This window comes from Schaalia odontolytica (assembly GCF_002847525.1).
Lineage (GTDB): Bacteria > Actinomycetota > Actinomycetes > Actinomycetales > Actinomycetaceae > Pauljensenia > Pauljensenia odontolytica_B.
The window spans coordinates 45339-62959 of the sequence record NZ_PKKM01000006.1; the positions used below are offsets into that span (position 1 = coordinate 45339).

Genomic DNA, 17621 nt, shown 5'->3' on the forward strand with positions numbered 1-17621 from the left:
ACGGGCGGGGGCTGCGCGCCCGGGAGCCGGGGGCTACGGTGGAGTCATGATGAACACGCAGCTGCCCGCCCACGCCCGCGTTGTCAAGGCCCACGGTGCCGGTAATTCCTTCGTCGTTGCCACGGACCAATACGACGACTACGACCCCAGCGAGGTCGAGGTGGCGACGCTGTGCTCGCCGGCCTTCGGGATCGGTGCGGATGGCTTTATCCGGGCGGTTGAACGTGACGGCCTGTGGTTCATGGACTACCGCAACGCGGACGGCTCGAAGGCTGAGATGTGCGGCAACGGCGTGCGTGTCTTCGTTGATCACCTGCGTCGCGAGGGCCTCGTGGATCTGTCGGTTGGACAGACGCTGGATGTGGCCACGCGCGGCGGCATCAAGCGCGTGACCCCCGAATCGGAGGACGAGGGGCAGGGGGCGAGCTACCGTGTCGACATGGGTCCGGCGGCGTCTCCGGCGCGCGAGACGATCGACGTGCGAGTCCCGGGCATCGACGGCGTGTTGGGCGGTATCTGGGTGGACATGCCCAACCCGCACACGGTCGTCGAACTTGCCGACGAGGAAACCCTGCGCGAGGTTTTCCTGCCGACCGTTGACGTCTCCCAGATCCCGCAGGCCCAGCGCCCCTCGTATGATCCGGCGCCCCAGGCGGGGACCAACCTCGAGCTGGTCGTCGACCTGACCGAAGCCGGTGCGGAGAGCGGACACATCGAGATGCGCGTGCTCGAACGAGGCGTGGGGGAGACACAGGCGTGCGGCACCGGGTGCTGCGCGGCGGCCCTGGCCACCGCCCTGCGACGCGGCCCCGAAGCCCCCAGCCAGTGGGTCGTGGACATTCCGGGCGGAACGGTTATCGTCGGCCTCGACGGCGTCATCGACTGGACGGGAGAGAGCCCCCGCATCACGGACGCGTCGGTGTTCCTCACCGGACCCGCGACCCGAGTTGCGGAGATCTGCCTGCCCTGAGACCGGCATCCAGAAAACGGCACCGGGGAGCGCGACGAGGCCCCGGCCTCGTCGGGGAAGAGGCGGGTGTCAGGCGGGGCGGACCTCGATGATGCGGAAGCCCTTCTTGGATGCGTACTTCGAGGCCTGGAAGCCCTGGCCGTTCAGCCACGTGATGAGCGAATCCGCGCCCAGGTTGCGCTGGACGACCAGGTAGGCGACGCCGGTGGGGGCAAGCCTGCCCAGCCATGCCAGCAGCATCTCGTGCATCGCGTCCTTGCCGATGCGCACGGGCGGGTTCGACCAGATGACGTCGAAAAGCGTGTCTGTCTGCTGCGAGGAGGTCAGCGCCTCCTCCGCCTTGAGTGCGCGCACGCCGTTCGCCCCGTTGGACTGCGCGTTGCGCTGCGTCAGATCCACCGCGCGTGAGTTCACGTCCACCGCCCACACGGCGGCGTTCGGGGACTCCAGAGACATGATCGTCGCGATCGGACCCCACCCGCAGCCCAGGTCCAGGAATGTCCCGTCCTTAGGCAGGTCCGGGGCGATCTCCAGGAGCTGACGCGTGCCCAGATCGAGCTTAGAGCCTGAGAAGACGCGCGACGATACGCGCATCGACAGGTCGAAGCCGCGTGCGCTCACCTCGATCGTACGGATTTCCTCCGCGCTCGCAGGGGAAGAGTCGGTGAAATACTGTTCGTCCACGGAAGAAAGCCTATCGCGCCCGCGCGCGCAGGCGCAGATGGGGGCGGCGCGTGCGACACTAGAATCCCCCACGAAAAGGATGGTTATGGACACGACCCATACAGGTGCGGACTCTTCGAAAGAGGAGCGCGACCAGCGCGTCAACGGCGTTGTCGCGCGTATCCTCGCGCGCTCGGGAACGGCGCTCGCATCGACGACGGGTCAGGACACCTCCCAGGACGCCGGTGCCCTCGAGCGCGAGGCCCGCGCGGGCACGCGCCGCGTCGACACAGGTGCCTCCGACCGTGAGGACATCTCCGAGGTCGAATACCGCCAGGTGCGACTCGAAAAGGTCGTGCTCGTGGGCCTGCGCACCACGCAGAGTGAGGAAGAGGCGGAGAACTCGCTGCGTGAGCTGGCCGCGCTCGCGGAGACCGCCGGTTCGCGCGTTCTCGACGGCATCATCCAGCGCCGCATGAAGCCCGACCCCGCAACCTACCTGGGGTCTGGCAAGGCCCGCGAGCTGGCCGACATCGTGCGCGGCGTCGAGGCCGACACCGTCATCGTTGACGAGGAGCTGGCCCCCTCCCAGCGTCGTGGGCTGGAGGACGTTGTCGACGCCAAGGTCGTCGACCGCACGGCCCTCATCCTCGACATTTTTGCCCAGCATGCCAAGTCCCGTGAGGGCAAGGCGCAGGTCGAGCTCGCGCAGCTCGAGTACCTGCTGCCGCGCCTGCGCGGCTGGGGTGAGTCGATGTCCCGTCAGGCCGGCGGCCGCGTCGCGGGCGGCGCGGGTATCGGTTCCAGGGGCCCCGGTGAGACCAAGATCGAGCTGGACCGTCGCCGCATCCGCACGCGCATGGCGAAGCTGCGCGCGGACATCGCGCGCATGGAACCCGCCCGTCGAACCCAGCGCAATTCGCGCCGCCGTGGCGCAGTGCCCTCGGTGGCCATCGCCGGGTACACGAACGCGGGCAAGTCGACGCTGCTCAATCGCTTGACGGACGCGGGCGTCCTCGTCCAGGACGCGCTGTTTGCGACGCTGGACCCGACGGTGCGCCGTGCGCGCGCCGCGGACGGTCGCGAATACACCCTCACCGACACGGTCGGCTTCGTGCGCAACCTGCCCACCCAGCTGGTCGAGGCATTCCGCTCGACCCTGGAGGAGGTCGGCCAAGCCGACATCATCTTGCACGTCGTGGACGCCGCCCATCCCGACCCGGTCTCCCAGGTGCAGGCCGTGCGCGCGGTCATCGACACTATCGAGGGCGCCTCGGAGATCCCGGAGCTGATCGCGCTGAACAAGGCGGACCTTGCCTCGCCCGAGCAGATCGCGCTGCTGCGCACCGTATTCCCGAACGCTGTTCCGCTGAGCGCACACACGGGCTGGGGCGTGGAGGCGCTGCGCGCGGCCCTCGAAGACATGCTGCCCCGGCCACGCGTGGCCGTCGATGCGATCCTGCCGTACTCGGCCGGCTCACTCGTGCACCGCATCCACGAGGAGGGCGACGTCGAGCGCGAGGAGTACGTCGAGACGGGCACCCGGATCGTCGCGCGCGTCGACGAGGCCCTGGCTGCCGTCATCGCCCGCGAGGCGGTGGGCGGCACCGTGGGTGACGCGGCGGTGAGCGGGGAGTGAGCGCGGACCTGGTCGAGGCCTCGGGTCGCGTTCTCGACGCGGTCGTCGCCCAGATGGGCGGGTCCCCGCGCGAGGGGCAGGCCTCGATGGTCGCCGAAGGCGCCGCTGCCCTGGAGGACCGCCAGCATCTTCTCGTGCAGGCGGGCACGGGCACGGGCAAGTCCGTGGGCTACCTGGTGCCGCTGCTGACGCACTGCGCGACGAACGGCGTGCGCGGGGTGGTCTCCACCGCGACGCTCGCGCTGCAGCGCCAGATCCTCGTCAAGGACGCCCCGGTGGTCGTCGATGCGGTCGCCTCACAGACGGGCGCGCGCCTGAAGGTCGCGGTGCTCAAAGGCTGGTCGAACTACGCGTGCCTGCACAAGCTGGACGGCGGGTACCCTACCGAGGGCACTCTGTTCGAGGATCGGGACGTGAGCGTCGGCCCGACGGGCGAGCTCGGCAAGGAGATCCTGCGCATCCGCGAGTGGATCAGCGAGACCACGACGGGGGATCGCGACGACCTGGTTCCGGGCGTCTCGGATCGCGCCTGGCACCACGCCTCGGTCGCCAAACCCGAGTGCCTGGGCAAGCACTGCCCGCTCATCGACGAGTGCTTCGCGCAGGCGGCACGCATGGAGGCCGCGGACGCGGACGTCGTCGTCACGAACCACTCGCTCTTTGGTATCAACGCGTGTGGTGAGGGCGAACTCTTCGGCGAGTACGACGCCGTCGTCATCGACGAGGCCCACGAGCTGGCCGACCGCGTGCGCTCCCAGGCTGCAGCCGACCTGACGGTCGCCCGCGTGAGCCGTGTGGCCCGCTCCCTGCGCTCGAATCTCTCGATCGATTCCACCGACCTGGACGAGGCCGGGGCCGGGCTGGGTGCAGCGATGGCCCCCTTGGAGGCGGGGCTCTTGGAATACCGGCCGAGCGCCCTCGTCGATGCGATGATCGTGCTGGACGGCGCGGCCCGTCGCGCCAGCCACGAGGTCTCCGAGGCGCAGGGAGAACCCGCCGCCAAGCTCCTGGCCCGCGCCGCTATCGACGAGCTGATCGGAGCTCTTGACGCGTGGGGACGAGACCCCGACCAGTCGATCGCCTACATCACGAAGGACGAATCGGACAATGCGCGACTGACGGTGGGGCCCCTCGATGTATCGGCGGCGATCGGTGGAACCGGCATCGGTGAACGACCGGCGATCCTCACCTCCGCGACCCTCGCGATCGGTGGAAACTTCGACTTCATGGCCGCCCAGGCCGGCATGGCGGTCTCTGGGGTGCCGTGGCACGGTATCGACGTGGGTTCCCCCTTTGACCACGGTCGACAGGGAATCCGCTATGTGGCGACCCACCTGCCGCTGCCGGGGCGAGACGGCCCCTCCGAGGAGCTGCTCGACGAGCTCGTGGAACTGGCGCAGGCCTCGGGCGGCGGGATGCTCGCCCTCTTCGCGTCACGACGCGGGGCGATGGCGGGAGCGCAGGCCCTGCGCGAGCGTACGGACCTGACCGTCTACCTGCAGGGTGAAGAGACCCTGGCACAGCTGATCCAGCGGTTCCGCGAGGAACGTGACTCGTGCCTGGTCGGCACGATGTCCCTGTGGCAGGGCGTCGACGTCGCGGGGGATGCCTGCCGCCTTGTCGTCATCGACAAGATCCCGTTCCCGCGCCCGGATGATCCCGTCTCGCGCGCCCGCTCGATGGATGTCGAGCGCCGGGGCGGTAACGGTTTCGTGTCGGTCTCGCTCACGCATGCGGCGCTCATGATGGCCCAGGGCGTGGGGCGCCTCCTGCGCTCGACCGACGACCGGGGCGTCGTGGCGATCCTCGATCCGCGCGTGGTGACCAAGCGCTATGGCGGCTTCATCATGCGTTCCCTGCCTGCCATGTGGCCGACGATGGATCCGGACGTTGTTCGCGGTGCCCTGCGACGCCTCGCGAAGGGTTCTAACCAGTAGGGGCGGGTGCTCCTCGAGCCAGTAAAACGTCGTGCAGATAACGGGCGCGCACGGGCCCCTATCTGAGACAATAAAGGTGCCCGCAGACTCTAGGAGACACTCGTGGAAAACAAAGCGCAGACCCTGTACCCGTCAAAGTCCTCCGGACGTCCTTCCAAGATCGCCATCATCGGTGCCGGTGCCGTTGGCACGGCGGTCGCGTACGCCTGTGCGATGCGCGGCGACGCCCGCTCGATCGTTCTTCAGGACATCAACAAAGCCAAGGTTGAGGCCGAAGCCCTCGACATGGCCCACGGCATCCAGTTCACGCCGGCCGGCTCGATCGAAGGCTCGGACGACGTTGAAATCGTTCGTGGTGCCGACCTGATCATCGTGACGGCTGGCGCGAAGCAGCAGCCCGGGCAGTCCCGCCTGGAGCTGGCTGGTTCGACCGTGAACCTGATGAAGAAGATCGTTCCGAACCTGCAGAATGTGGCTCCGGATGCCCGCTTCATGTTCGTCACGAACCCCGTCGACGTCGTCACCTACGTGGCGCTGAAGCTCACGGGCCTGCCCCGCAACCAGGTCTTCGGTTCGGGCACTGTGCTCGACACTTCCCGTCTGCGCTACCTGGTCTCGCGCGAGACCGGTGTGGCCACCCAGAACATTCACGCGTACGTGGCGGGTGAGCACGGCGACTCCGAGGTCGCCCTGTGGTCTAGCGCCGAGATCGGCAACGTCCCGCTGTCGCAGTGGGGCCCGACCCTGTCCGGTGGCGTCTTCGACTCCGCGCTGCGCAACTCCATCGCGCAGGAGGTTGTTCAGTCCGCTTACAAGATCATCGAGGGCAAGGGCGCGACGAACTACGCGATCGGTCTGTCCGCCGCGAACATCGCGGGTGCTGTCCTGCGTGACGAGCAGCGAGTCCTGACCATCTCGACCCTGCTCGAGGACTGGGAGGGCATCTCGGACGTCGTCATGGCTGCCCCGACCATCGTGGGCCGCGACGGCGCCGGGCGCGTCCTTAACCCGCCGCTCACGCTCAACGAGCGCGACGGTCTGACCGCCTCGGCCCAGCGCCTGCGTCAGGTTGCCCGCGACCTGGGCTTCTGAGTCTCATTCGCATAAGACAGTGGCACCACCCTTGTTGGGTGGTGCCACTGTCTTATGCGGTGCGTCAGAGAGAACGGATAACGGTCACGACCTTGCCCAGGATGGTGGCTTCGTCGCCGGGGATGGGGGAGTAGTCCTGGTTGTGGGGGAGTAGCCATACGTGACCGCCCGTGATGGAGAGTTCCTTGACTGTTGCTTCGCCGTCGATCATGGCGGCGACAAATTCTCCGTTGCGGGCCTCGTTCTGCGAGCGGATGACAACGTAGTCCCCGTCGAAGATGCCCGCATCGACCATCGACTCGCCGCTCACCTCGAGCATGAACAGATCGCCGTGTCCGGTCATGGACGTGGGAAGACGGAAGACATCCTCCACGTGCTGCTCAGCCGTGATGGGGGCACCCGCAGCGATGCGTCCAACGAGCGGAATCGCCGTGCCTTCCTCTTCCACGTGGGAGACGGGGACCTCGATACGAACAATCTTCTCGGAAGGCTGCGACGAGGAAGCGATGCCGAGCTCGGTGCGTGCCCGATCGGTGAGATCGAGGGCACGAGGCAGACCGGGCTCGCGGACCAGGTACCCGTCGGCCTCGAGTGCGTCGAGGTGGTGCTTCACCGTCGACGGTGAAGCCAAACCGACTGCGGATGCGATCTCGCGCACAGAGGGAGGAAAGCCGCTCGACGCCAGCTTTTCGTTGATAACTCGCAAGATCGCACGGTGTCGATCGCTGATCGAGCGCTCCGTCATGGCCTCTCCTTCGCATCGGGGTGGACGCAGATGTGCATGGCTCGGTGTCCACTGGATACGTCAAGGATAAGCCGATTTCACGCAAAATGAAACATATGTTCGAGTGCGTCTCGACATTGCGCACGGCGCCTGCTATCGTACAGGTGTTCGACGAACAGATGTTCGATTGAGTTTTCTGGAGGTTCTCATGAGTGTTCCCGTTGCAACGCAGACTGCCGTCTCGTTCCCTGCGCGTCGCTCTCCGCTTCGTACTGTCGAGGAGGCGCCACTGGCGACCGTTCGTGACATCTCCACCGCTCCGTCTGCGCGTCGTCGTCTCGATGCTCAGCGCGGTGACGATCCATCATTCCTGCGTGCTCCTGCTGCGCCGCGTACTCGCGCCCGCTCCTCTCGCCGCAGTATTGTTGCGGGCGCGCTTGCGACGCTCGTGCTCTCCGTGGGTGCCGGCGCCCTCGGTCTGGCCATCCAGCCCGCTGCCTACGATGGCCCGACGGTCACGAAGGCTGTTGTCAGTGGTGACTCCGTGTGGTCGCTTGCGCAGAATGTGAAGACGGATCGTCCACTCGAAGAGGTTGTGGCTGATATTGAGCGCCTCAATGACGTTGAGGGAGCTCTGCAGCCCGGGCAGCGTGTCGTCGTTCCTGTCCGATGACGGTGACGCGTGGGACTCCTGTGACAGATGGGTGTCTGAACGTGTACCGTTGAGGGGTGCACTGCCCTTTCTGTCATAACCCGGATTCGCGCGTCGTCGATACGCGCATCGCGGACGACGGCGCCTCGATTCGACGCCGTCGTGAGTGCACGCACTGTAAGAAGCGTTTTACGACGCTTGAAACGTCATCCTTCCAGGTCGTCAAGCGCTCCGGCGTCGTCGAGTCATTCTCCCGCAACAAGGTTGTCTCGGGCGTGAAGAAAGCCTGCCAGGGCAGGCCTGTATCAGACGATCAGCTCGCGATCCTTGCTCAGCAGGTGGAGGAACAGCTGCGCTCCACCGGCGTCTCTAACGTGTCGACGAACGAGGTCGGTCAGGCGATTCTGCCGTTCCTGAGGGACCTGGACGTCATCGCCTACCTGCGCTTCGCTTCGGTCTATCGCCAGTTCGATACCCTCGACGATTTTGAGCAGGCCATTCACGCGTTGCGTGAGCGCTCCCAGGGTGATGGGTCTGCATCCGACGTCCCCGAGGTCGCGACCCATGCCGTGCCTCCTGCTCCTGCGCCCACAAAGAAGCCTCGCAAGGCTCGCGCCCCTCGTAAGCGTTCCGTCTCCAATGAACCCACGTTGCTCGGAGATGACTGATCGTGTGACATGAGAAGTGCCCGGTCCCCACGCGGGGACCGGGCACTTTTTTATCTGTTCGTCAGGTGCGGCTAGTGCTCGAGTGCCTGCTCAGGCGCATCCGAGCTGTCGACCTGCTCGTCAGTCACGGGACGCGGCTGCTCATCGTTCAGTGCTCCGCGAACTCCTGCGACAGCCTCGGACACGGACTCGCGGGCCCCTGCGACAGCATCGGAGACGGCGCCGCGGGTACCTGCCACTGCTTCGGATGCAGCCTCTCGCGCCTCGGCGACCTTTTCGGACATGGACTCGCGGGCTCCGGCCATGGCCTCGGAAGCGGCGTCACGTGCTTCGGCGACCTTCTCGGACACGGCCTCGCGCGCACCCGCCACGGCCTCGCGCGCACCCGCCACGGCCTCGCGCGCACCCGCCACGGCATCCGTTGCTGCCGCCTGCGCGCCCATGATCTGCTCGCGTACCTTTTTACGCATGACCTTGCCGAGCTGCGAGCGAGGCAGCTCCGTCATGACGACGATCTGACGGGGGAGGGCGTAGTGGGCCAGGGACTTCTCTGCCCACTTGCGCAGGTCGGTGAGCGTTACGGACGCGCCGGCCTCGAGTACAACCGCTGCGACGACGTCTTCGCCGGACTCGCCGGCTGGCACGCCGATGGCCGCGACGTCGAGGACACCGGGCATTGAGCGCACGGCCTCTTCGACCTGTGAGGGGTAGACGTTGAATCCGGAGGAGTTAATCATCTCCTTGCGACGGTCGGCCATGTAGATGAAGCCGTCGCGCACCTGGACCAGGTCGCCCGTGCGCAGCCAGCCGTCCTGAGTGAATACTTCGGCGGTCTCATCGTCCTGGTTCCAGTAGCCCGAAAAAACCTGGGGGCCGCGCGCGATGAGCTCACCGACCTCGCCCTCGGTGACCTCGCGGCTCGGATTTTCTGGATCCACGATCTTCACCTGGGTGGAGGGGAAGGGGATGCCCAGCGCCCCGCGTGCTCGCGAGGAAGCGAGCGGTGATCCCAGGATGATTGGGGAGGCCTCCGTCATGCCGTAGCCCTCGATCATCAGGCCACCGGTCGCCTGCTCCCACTGGTCGGCCAGCGAGGCCGACAGTGGCATCGCGCCCGACAGAGAGAAATGGATGGATGACAGGTCCACGTTTGTGCCCTCGGCTGCAGCCAGGAGGCGCTCGTACATGGGTGGAACACCCAGGAAGAAGGTGCACGGTAGGCGACGCTGCGCCGCCAGGACCATTGCCGTGTCGAACTTGGGGAACATGGCGATCGTCGCGCCCAGGCGCAGGCCCGCCAGGAAACCGATTGTGAAGCCGAAGGCGTGGAAGAGGGGCAGGATGCAGTAGAAGACCTCGGCGCCCTCGTGCAGGACGGGAACCCATGCGATCGACTGCTCGACGTTTGCCGACAGGTTCGCGTGCGTAAGCGCGGCGGCCTTCGGGACTCCGGTGGTGCCGCCCGTGTGGATGAGGAGGGCGACGTCGTCCATGGTGGAGGGGCAGTTTCCCTGCCAGGGGGTGGCCGAGCGCATGGCTCGCGTCCAGGAGCGCGCCCAACTGGGGCGTGGGCTGGAGAGCTGTTCGCGCTTATCGCGGGCGGCCTTGACGGGGAGCTTGAGCGCCAGGCGCGAGGCCGTGGGCAGAGCCGTCGTCAGGTCCATCGAGAAGGTGGTGTGGCCGCGGCCGAGGAAGGTGAGCTTTTCTAGTGTCTTTGACCATGCGATTGTGACGCGCGCGCCGTGGCGTGCGTACTCGCCCTCCAGCTCGCCCTCGGGCGCCAGGGGATTGTGTTCGACGACGACGGCGCCGAGGAGCATCGTGCCCAGGACGGCGACGGCGTGCTGCGGGCAGTTCGGCATGATGAGGGCGACGCGGTCGCCGGGGCGCACGCCCGCCTGATGGAGGGCGCCCGCACAGCGGCGCATCTCCTGAGCGAGTTCCGCGTACGTGAGCTGGCGTGCGAAAAAGTCGATGGCAGCGCGCTCCGGGTAGCGCGAAGCGACCTCCAGAACCATCTCTGGGATGGGGCGCTCGGGGGTTGCGATCTCGTAGGCAACACCGGGCGCGTACAGGCCGCGCAGCTGCGACGTGAGGTCCATCTGTCCTCCTTTGGAAACGATATACCTACGATACCGTAACCGCCGTGCCTGTTGACCAGGTGGAAACGCGATGAACGCGACAGTTTATAGCGGCGTCGCGATCAGACGGACCGTTTCAGGCAGGTGGCTGAGCTCCTCGAGTGCCTCGCGTCCCAGGCCCGCCGAAATGTCGGTGAGCACATAGCCGACCTCGTCCACAGTGGCCAGGATCTGGGCGTCGACGTTCGCCTCGGAGGAAGCGAAGATCTGGTTGACGCGTGCCATGACGCCGGGCACGTTGCGGTGGATGAGGCGCACGCGGTAGCGCGAGCGCTTGCCGATATTCATCGTCAGGTTCGGCAGGTTCACGCTCATGTCCGTGGAGCCACTGGCCTGGTACTCGCCGATCTTAGCGGCCACGAAACGGCCGATGTCGTACTGCGCTTCCTCCGTCGAGCCGCCGATGTGGGGCGTGAGAATGACGTTGTCGAGGGTTGCGAGGGGCGAGTCGAAGGGGTCGCCGTTGGCACGTGGCTCCTCGGGGAACACGTCGATGGCCGCACCGCCCAGGTGACCGGACACGAGCGCGGCGTGTAGCGCATCAACGTCGACGACGTGACCGCGAGACAGGTTAATGAACAGGGCACCGGGCTTCATGAGCTCGAACTCGACGCGTCCGATGAGGTTCGTGTTGGATTCCTGGCCGTCCACGTGCACGGAGATGATGTCGGCCTCGCGCAGGACGGCCTCCATGGTCGGCATCTGCGTGGCGTTGCCCAGGGCGAGGCGCTCGGCGGCGTCGTAGAAGATGACGTTGAGGCCCATGGCCTCGGCCAGGACTGACAGCTGGGTGCCGATGTTGCCGTAGCCGATGATGCCCAGGGTGTGCCCGCGCACCTCGTGGGCGCCGTCCGCGCTCTTGTCCCACACGCCGCGGTGCAGACGCGAGTTTTTGACGGTGACGCGGCGCGAGAGGTCGATGATCTCGCCGATGGCGAGCTCGACGACGGAGCGCGTGTTGGAGTAGGGGGCGTTAAACACGGCGACGCCCATCTCGGTAGCCGTCGCCAGATCGATCTGGTTTGTGCCGATGCAGAAGGCTCCGATGGCCTTGAGTTCGTGGCGCGCGCGCAGCACTCGCTCGGTGACCTCGGTCTTGGAACGCAGGCCCAGGTAGTCCACGCCTTCGAGCGCGTCGATGAGGTCGTCCTCGGACAGGGCGCCCGTCACGCGGGTGACCTCGATGCCGAACTTGGCGAAAATATCGTCGGCGACGTGGTGCGGGTTTTCCAGGAGCAGTGCGCGTGTCATGTCCCCATCATGGCAGACGGGAGCGGAAAGGGACACGCGGTGTCAGGGTGTGGTCGCTCCTACCACTCTTCCATGCCGGCGGGCAGGGGAGCGCAGTGGATGACGTGCACGTCGTGGGTGGCGCGGGTGAGGGCGACGAAAAGGTCACCGACGCCATCACCGAGGATTTCCGCGGGTTCGACGAGGATGACCGAGTCGAACTCGAGGCCCTTGGAGGCCACGGCCGACAGGAGGCTGACGCGCTCGGAGAGGGCCGTCTCGCCGTCCACGTCGGCTCCCCACGCGCGGGCGCGTTCGTTGCCGACAATGAGGGCGATGCGGCCGCGGGAGGTCCCCGCCTCGCGATCGAGACGCTCCTCGGCCTCGCGCTGGGCTTGGGCGACGGCGTGCCACAGGGGGCTGTTGTCCTTCGACGAGGCCGGGGTGTCCTCGGGCGCGTCTACGTGGGTGACGCGGTAGCAATCCTCGACGTCGCGCACGGCAGTCATCGGGTAGAGGACGGGGACGCCGGCGCGCGCAACGACACCTTCTGCAAGGGTCGTGAGGGTCGCGGGCGTGCGGTACGAGACCGTCAGTGCGTACTCGGCTGCCAGGGCGCGGGCGGCAGGGCCGAGTGCCTTCTCCCACGTGGGCGGGCGCTTGGAGCCGCGACGCTGGTCGAGGTCACCCACGACCGTGAACGAACGGGAGGGGCAGCGGCGCAGCAGGGCGCGCCAAGCCATGGAAGAGAGCTCCTGAGCCTCGTCGACCACGATGTGGCCGTACGCCCACGTGCGGTCCTTGGCGGCGCGCTCGGACAGCGGCGTCCAGGTGTCCTGCCCGGCCACCTGTTCGGCGAGCATCTGGGCGGTCACGATGCCGCCGCCCAGGTTCTGGGCCTCGATCGCCTCGCGGGCGCGCTCGATCGCTCCCTCGTCGGCCTCGCGCGACGAGGAGGAAGACGACGGCATGGGGCCGAGGAGCTCCTCGCACTCGTCCAGGATCGGCACGTCCGAGACCGTCCACGGCGCCGAGCGGGGGCGCACGAGGGCAGCGAGCTCGTCGGGGCGCAGAGGAGAGCCAGCCTTACGGTTTGCCGCCGCGAGCACCTCGGGGCGAGCGTAGAGGCGACGCAGCAGAGTCTGAGCGCTCGTCGGCATCCACGCCGTGTTGATCGCACGCCTGCAATCCACCGAATCACGGATCTCGATGAGCCACGAGCGCTTGACCTCGGGATCGACGCCGCCCTCGGAGTCCGCGTCCCCGGCCTCGCGCGCCAGGCGCAGGGCCAAAACGTCCATGAGTTCGCGCGCGAAGGACTCTCGCGCCACGTTATGCGCGCGGCCCGAACGCTTCGCCCTGCGCCTCGCGCTCTCCACGTCGGTGCGCGTCAGCGTCACCTCGCGGTTCCACACGCGCAGAACTTGGTCTTCCTTGGGGAGCTTGGCCAGCGCGCGCACGGCTTCCTTGACGATCTTCGCCCACGCTGGCAGGCCCTTGATCCGCGCCACGGCCTCGTCGTCCTCGGCTCGAGCATGCACACCGGGCACCAGATCGCCCAACGTCACCGAGACGACACCCGTCTCGCCCAGGGAGGGGAGCACCTGCTCGATATAACGCAGGAACAGACGCGAGGGGCCGACGAGAAGAACGCCCGAACGCTCGAGGCGCTCGCGGTGGGCGTACAGGAGGTAGGCGATGCGGTGCAGCGCGACTGCCGTCTTACCGGTGCCGGGACCGCCCTGCACCACCATGAGGCCCTTATCGGACGCACGAATGATGCGGTCCTGCTCGGACTGAATGGTGGCGACGATGTCGCCCATGCGGCCGTCGCGGGCCTCGCTCAGCGCATGCATGAGGGCACCCTCGCCCTGGAGTTCCAGGCCAGACGCGTTCGATGCGTCCAGCAGCTCGTCCTCCAGGCCGGTGACTCGACGGTCGCGCGTGGAAATATGGCGGCGGCGTACGACGCCGTCCGGCTCGGCCGACGTGGCCTGGTAGAAGGGACGCGCGGCGGGCGCGCGCCAGTCCACGAGGAGGGGAGTGCCGTCCTCGTGTGACAGTGACAGACGACCCACGTGACGTACCGACTGATCCACCATGTCGAGGCGGCCGAACACGAGGCGTTCCTCTACGCCTTCGAGGCGAGCAGCCATCTCCCCCAGGTGAGCAGAAAGGGCCTCACGTTCAGTCCAGCCCTGCGCATTACCGACGCCGTGGGTGGAGTGAACGCGTCCTTGGCGCTCGCGGTAGGAGGCCCGCAGCGCATCCAGGCGCTCGTAGGCGCGGTCGACGAAATCCTGTTCGGGCAACGGAAGGTCGGTCGACGACTCGTCATGAGTGCTCGTGGCCATGGCTCCTCCTCGTTTCTGTGGCCCTCTATTGTCCCCTACTTTTGCCGTCGGCGCTTCCACTGTCCGGCGCGTGTGTGCGACTTCGCCCCAAGCTCAAAATTGATTCCCGCGTGACGTGGCGGGTGCAGCACAGGTACGTTAGACATGAGGCAGAAGAATGAGTATGAGGAGGAGACGTGAGTATGAATGCCACTGACCTGTATGCCGACGGTCCTGCCGCCGGCGCGAAGGCGAAGATTCTCCTCATTCATTTCGATGGGGCGATTGACGCCGGAGCGGCGGGGCGCATGGCGATCCGCCAGCTGCTGCGTTCCCTGCATAACGAGCGAGTCGCCACGTTTGATGCCGACACGCTCATGGACTACCGCTCGCATCGGCCTATCGTCACCGTGGATAACTGGGTGTCCTCCCCGGACATGGTGATGCCGCAGACTGTCCTCGACCTCGTCGAAGACGACATGGGCAATCCGATCCTGGTCCTGCATGGTGCGGAGCCGGATGCCCACTGGGAGTCTTTCACTGCCGCGATTCGCGATATCTGCGAACGCGCGGGTGTGGAGATCACCTTCTCGCTGCATGGTGTTCCCTCCGGTGTGCCGCACACGCGTCCCACGCCCGTCCACGTCCAGGCGACGGACGAGTCGCTCCTGCCGTCGGGGTCCAACGCGATCTCGAATCACATGCAGTTCCCCTCGCCGCTGTCCACCTTCATGCAGATCCGCATGGGACAGCAGGGAATTGGCGGGCTCGCGCTGCTCGGGGCGGTGCCGTATTACATGGCGGACACCGGCTACCCGGCCGCATCCTCGGCTCTCTTGACCTCCTTCGCGAAGTTTGCGGACCTGTCGTTGCCTGTCGGTGATCTCGAACAGGGGGCCGCCCAGGATCAGGAGAGCATCGAGAAGCTCGTCGAGGGCAATCCGGAGATCTCGCATACCGTGTCCGCCCTCGAAGAACATTTCGATGCGTGGACCGGTGGCGCAGGGGCGATCCCGCTTCCCGGCATGGGGCAGCCTCCCGTGACCGGCGCCGAGGAGAAGACCCCGAAGGATATCGGTGATGTCATTGAGGCCTACCTCGCGCAGGTCTCTCGCGCCCAGGATGAAGAAATCGAGTCCGTCCAGCGCGCGCCGCGCGCCGAAGAGGTCGAGGAACCCGCTAAGCCCGACACCCTCGAAGATGTTCTCGCTCGCGTCGAGGCACGCCGCAGGGGAGAGGGTCCCGGTCCTTCCTCTCCGCGTCACCGCGCCTAAGAGAGCGGCGTCGGCGGCGGGCTGAGCCCATGCCCTGGGGGCGTGTCTCCGCCTGCGCGCCACAGCCTCGTTAGTCGGCCTGCGGATACCCCGCCTGCGCGTCCGTGAGCGCGGGAGTTCCAGCCACCCACCGTTCCAGGTCCCGAGGACGTGTGATGCGCGCCGGAAGTGCCAGCGTGCGCAGGGCGCGATCGATGCGATCAACGTCGACGACGTCTGTGGCGCTCGCCAGGGCGACGACGTTGCCGCGGCGTCCGCTCCGCCCGACCTTCGGGTCCTGGATGGACGCCACGAAGGGGAAGACTTCTTGTAGCGCCGCGATGTCGTGGCGCGCGTTAGCCGGTCCGCCGTGTGCGCAGTTCACCAGGTAGATGCCCCGTGCGGTGAGTGCTGCGCGTGCCCGCTGCGCGCACTCACGCGTGCGCAGGTGATCGGGGGTGACCCCCGACGCGAAGGCATCGCGCACGATGACGTCGAAAGAATCCTCGCGTGTCTGATCAAGGACGGCGCGCCCGTCTCCAACGCGGATCTTGACCTGCGGGGCCTTGGGGATGGGAAAGTGCTCGCGTACCTGGTCGGCAAGCAGGCGATCGACCTCGACGGCGACGTGGCGGGACTGCGGGTGCGACGCCGACCAGGCGCACGCGAGCGCGCACGCCGCGCCACCCACGTGAAGTGCGCGGAAACGCTCCTGTGGCTCCCACAGCGAGGACACGACGGCATCCATGTGCTGCATGTACTCAAACTCCAGGTAGGTGGGATCCGACGTGTCGACCGCCGACGACTCCACGTCTCCCAGGAACAGCGTCGCGCGCGGCCCGTCCCACCGGATACGCGCCGAGCCGAAATCCGTGTCGAAGGAGATGTCGCGTGACGAAGATGAGCGTGCCATGGTGGACACTGTAACCATGGACGACGGCCACAGGCGCAGGAGGTGACATGTCAAACGCTCCTAGGGACGCGCGCGCCAAACGCGACTGGGGTTCGGACGACTCTGCTACCCCGATCCTCCACGTTGACATGGACTCCTTCTTCGCCCAGGTCGAGATGCGCGAGGACCCCAGCCTCGTTGGCCGCCCCATCATCGTGGGTGGCACGTCCGGACGCGGAGTCGTCACCTCCGCCACCTACGAGGCCCGCGCCCTGGGCGTGCGCGCCGGCATGCCCACTTCGCGCGCCCGCGCCCTGTGCCCCCATGCGGCTTTCGTCCCCGGCAGCCACGGCCTGTATCGGCGCTATTCACAGGAAGTAATGGGGATCCTCGCGACAATCACTCCCGCGCTGGAGCAGGTCTCCATCGACGAGGCCTTCCTCGACGTGTCCGGGGCGAGGCGGCGCCTCGGATCGCCTCTCGAGATCGCGACCCTCATCCGCACGCGCATCCGCGACAGCGTTGGCCTTCCCGCCTCCGTCGGCATCGCCTCGACCAAGTCGGTTGCGAAGATCGCCTCCTCGCACGCAAAACCCGATGGCCTGCTGCTCATTCCGCACGAGGCCACGGTCGAATTCCTCCACGGCCTCCCCGTGGGGGCCCTGTGGGGAGTGGGCGGCCGCACCGGGGCGATTCTCGACCGCGAAGGCATCGATACGATCGGCGACCTCGCCCACGCGCCCCTCGCGCGCCTGACGAAGCTTCTTGGGGTCGCCTCCGCCCATCACCTGCACGACCTCGCGTGGGGCATCGATCCGCGCCCGGTGGCCCCCGCGCGCGCCGAAAAATCTGTTGGTATGGAACGCACCTTTGAGGAGGACGTGCGCTCGCGGGCGCAGATCGAGGAGTTCATCCTGGCGGCCTCCCACGATTGCGCGCGCCGGCTGCGCGCGGGTGGGGTCGTCGGGTGGACTATTGGGATCAAGATGCGCGGCGCGGACTTTCATACGATCACGCGCAGCGTGAGCCTTGTGGCTCCCACGGACACGGGGCGAGATATCGCGAGGGCTGCGCGTGAGCTCTTTGCGCGCGAGGACATGCCAATTGGTGGGGTGCGCCTGTTTGGTGTGCGCGTTGAGGGGCTGCAGGCACGCTCCGGGGGAGTGGCCGTCACTCTGGATCGTGACGAGCGCCCGGCTGCTTCGGAGCGGGCGATGGATCAGATTCGCACGAAGTTTGGCGCGGGCGCGCTCGCTCCGGCCACCCTGCTCGGTAAGAAAACACCCGAGAGGCGGTCCTTCGGCGCGGATGACCGGCAGGCGTCCTCCACTGAGGTTTCCTCTGACCGACGAAGCACGGGCACGGATGGGCCAGGTGTGGGTGTTGGCGAGCCGCAGCAGGGGACCCTCCTGTAAGGCCAGTTAGTC

General features: G+C 67.0%; 14 protein-coding genes. 8 read left to right on the top strand and 6 right to left on the bottom strand.

The genetic code is table 11. The features are described from left to right. Positions 1-46 precede the first annotated feature (46 nt). Complete coding sequence (gene dapF, locus CYJ22_RS05215; RefSeq protein ID WP_101601607.1) at positions 47-970, top strand: diaminopimelate epimerase; 924 nt, start codon at positions 47-49, stop codon at positions 968-970. A gap of 69 nt (positions 971-1039) precedes the next feature. On the opposite strand, the gene CYJ22_RS05220 is transcribed toward dapF, so the two are convergent. Further along, positions 1040-1654 (bottom strand): class I SAM-dependent methyltransferase, encoded by a 615-nt coding sequence (locus CYJ22_RS05220; protein ID WP_101601608.1) that lies wholly within the window; start codon positions 1652-1654, stop codon positions 1040-1042. 85 nt (positions 1655-1739) lie between these two features. Between CYJ22_RS05220 and hflX the strand changes: the two genes are divergently transcribed. From hflX to CYJ22_RS05235, 3 genes are all read left to right on the top strand, one after another. Further along, a complete protein-coding gene (gene hflX / locus CYJ22_RS05225) occupies positions 1740-3272 on the top strand; it encodes a GTPase HflX (RefSeq protein ID WP_101601611.1) in 1533 nt (510 codons plus the stop codon). Further along, on the top strand, positions 3269-5209 hold the full coding sequence (locus tag CYJ22_RS05230) for an ATP-dependent DNA helicase (protein ID WP_101601613.1): 1941 nt from the start codon (positions 3269-3271) through the stop codon (positions 5207-5209). The genes hflX and CYJ22_RS05230 overlap by 4 nt, the downstream gene beginning before the upstream one ends. A gap of 102 nt (positions 5210-5311) precedes the next feature. Beyond that, positions 5312-6301, top strand: coding sequence for an L-lactate dehydrogenase (locus CYJ22_RS05235; RefSeq protein WP_007587840.1), 990 nt, complete (start codon positions 5312-5314; stop codon positions 6299-6301). A gap of 64 nt (positions 6302-6365) precedes the next feature. On the opposite strand, the gene lexA is transcribed toward CYJ22_RS05235, so the two are convergent. Next, on the bottom strand, positions 6366-7046 hold the full coding sequence (lexA, locus tag CYJ22_RS05240; RefSeq protein ID WP_101601616.1) for a transcriptional repressor LexA: 681 nt from the start codon (positions 7044-7046) through the stop codon (positions 6366-6368). Between the two features lie 187 nt (positions 7047-7233). On the opposite strand from lexA, the gene CYJ22_RS05250 reads away from it, so the two are divergent. Next, complete coding sequence (locus tag CYJ22_RS05250) at positions 7234-7698, top strand: LysM peptidoglycan-binding domain-containing protein (RefSeq protein ID WP_101601621.1); 465 nt, start codon at positions 7234-7236, stop codon at positions 7696-7698. 56 nt (positions 7699-7754) lie between these two features. After that, positions 7755-8345, top strand: a complete 591-nt coding sequence (gene nrdR / locus CYJ22_RS05255; RefSeq protein WP_101601623.1) for a transcriptional regulator NrdR — start codon at positions 7755-7757, stop codon at positions 8343-8345. A gap of 71 nt (positions 8346-8416) precedes the next feature. Here nrdR and CYJ22_RS05260 read toward each other — a convergent pair whose 3' ends face one another. The 3 genes from CYJ22_RS05260 to CYJ22_RS05270 form a co-directional block, all read right to left on the bottom strand. Continuing rightward, positions 8417-10447: an AMP-binding protein gene (locus CYJ22_RS05260; RefSeq protein ID WP_101601625.1), complete on the bottom strand. Its 2031-nt coding sequence runs from the start codon at positions 10445-10447 to the stop codon at positions 8417-8419. A gap of 84 nt (positions 10448-10531) precedes the next feature. Next, a complete protein-coding gene (gene serA / locus CYJ22_RS05265) occupies positions 10532-11737 on the bottom strand; it encodes a phosphoglycerate dehydrogenase (protein ID WP_101601627.1) in 1206 nt (401 codons plus the stop codon). Between the two features lie 59 nt (positions 11738-11796). Further along, positions 11797-14070, bottom strand: a complete 2274-nt coding sequence (locus tag CYJ22_RS05270) for a HelD family protein (RefSeq protein ID WP_101601629.1) — start codon at positions 14068-14070, stop codon at positions 11797-11799. 176 nt (positions 14071-14246) lie between these two features. On the opposite strand from CYJ22_RS05270, the gene CYJ22_RS05275 reads away from it, so the two are divergent. Next, on the top strand, positions 14247-15323 hold the full coding sequence (locus tag CYJ22_RS05275; RefSeq protein ID WP_101601632.1) for a PAC2 family protein: 1077 nt from the start codon (positions 14247-14249) through the stop codon (positions 15321-15323). A gap of 70 nt (positions 15324-15393) precedes the next feature. On the opposite strand, the gene CYJ22_RS05280 is transcribed toward CYJ22_RS05275, so the two are convergent. Further along, positions 15394-16215 (bottom strand): spermidine synthase, encoded by an 822-nt coding sequence (locus CYJ22_RS05280; RefSeq protein WP_231283984.1) that lies wholly within the window; start codon positions 16213-16215, stop codon positions 15394-15396. 47 nt (positions 16216-16262) lie between these two features. Here CYJ22_RS05280 and dinB point away from each other — a divergent pair, with 47 nt between their 5' ends. Beyond that, entirely contained in the window at positions 16263-17609 is a 1347-nt protein-coding gene (gene dinB, locus CYJ22_RS05285) for a DNA polymerase IV (RefSeq protein WP_101601634.1), read from the top strand. Positions 17610-17621 lie beyond the last annotated feature (12 nt).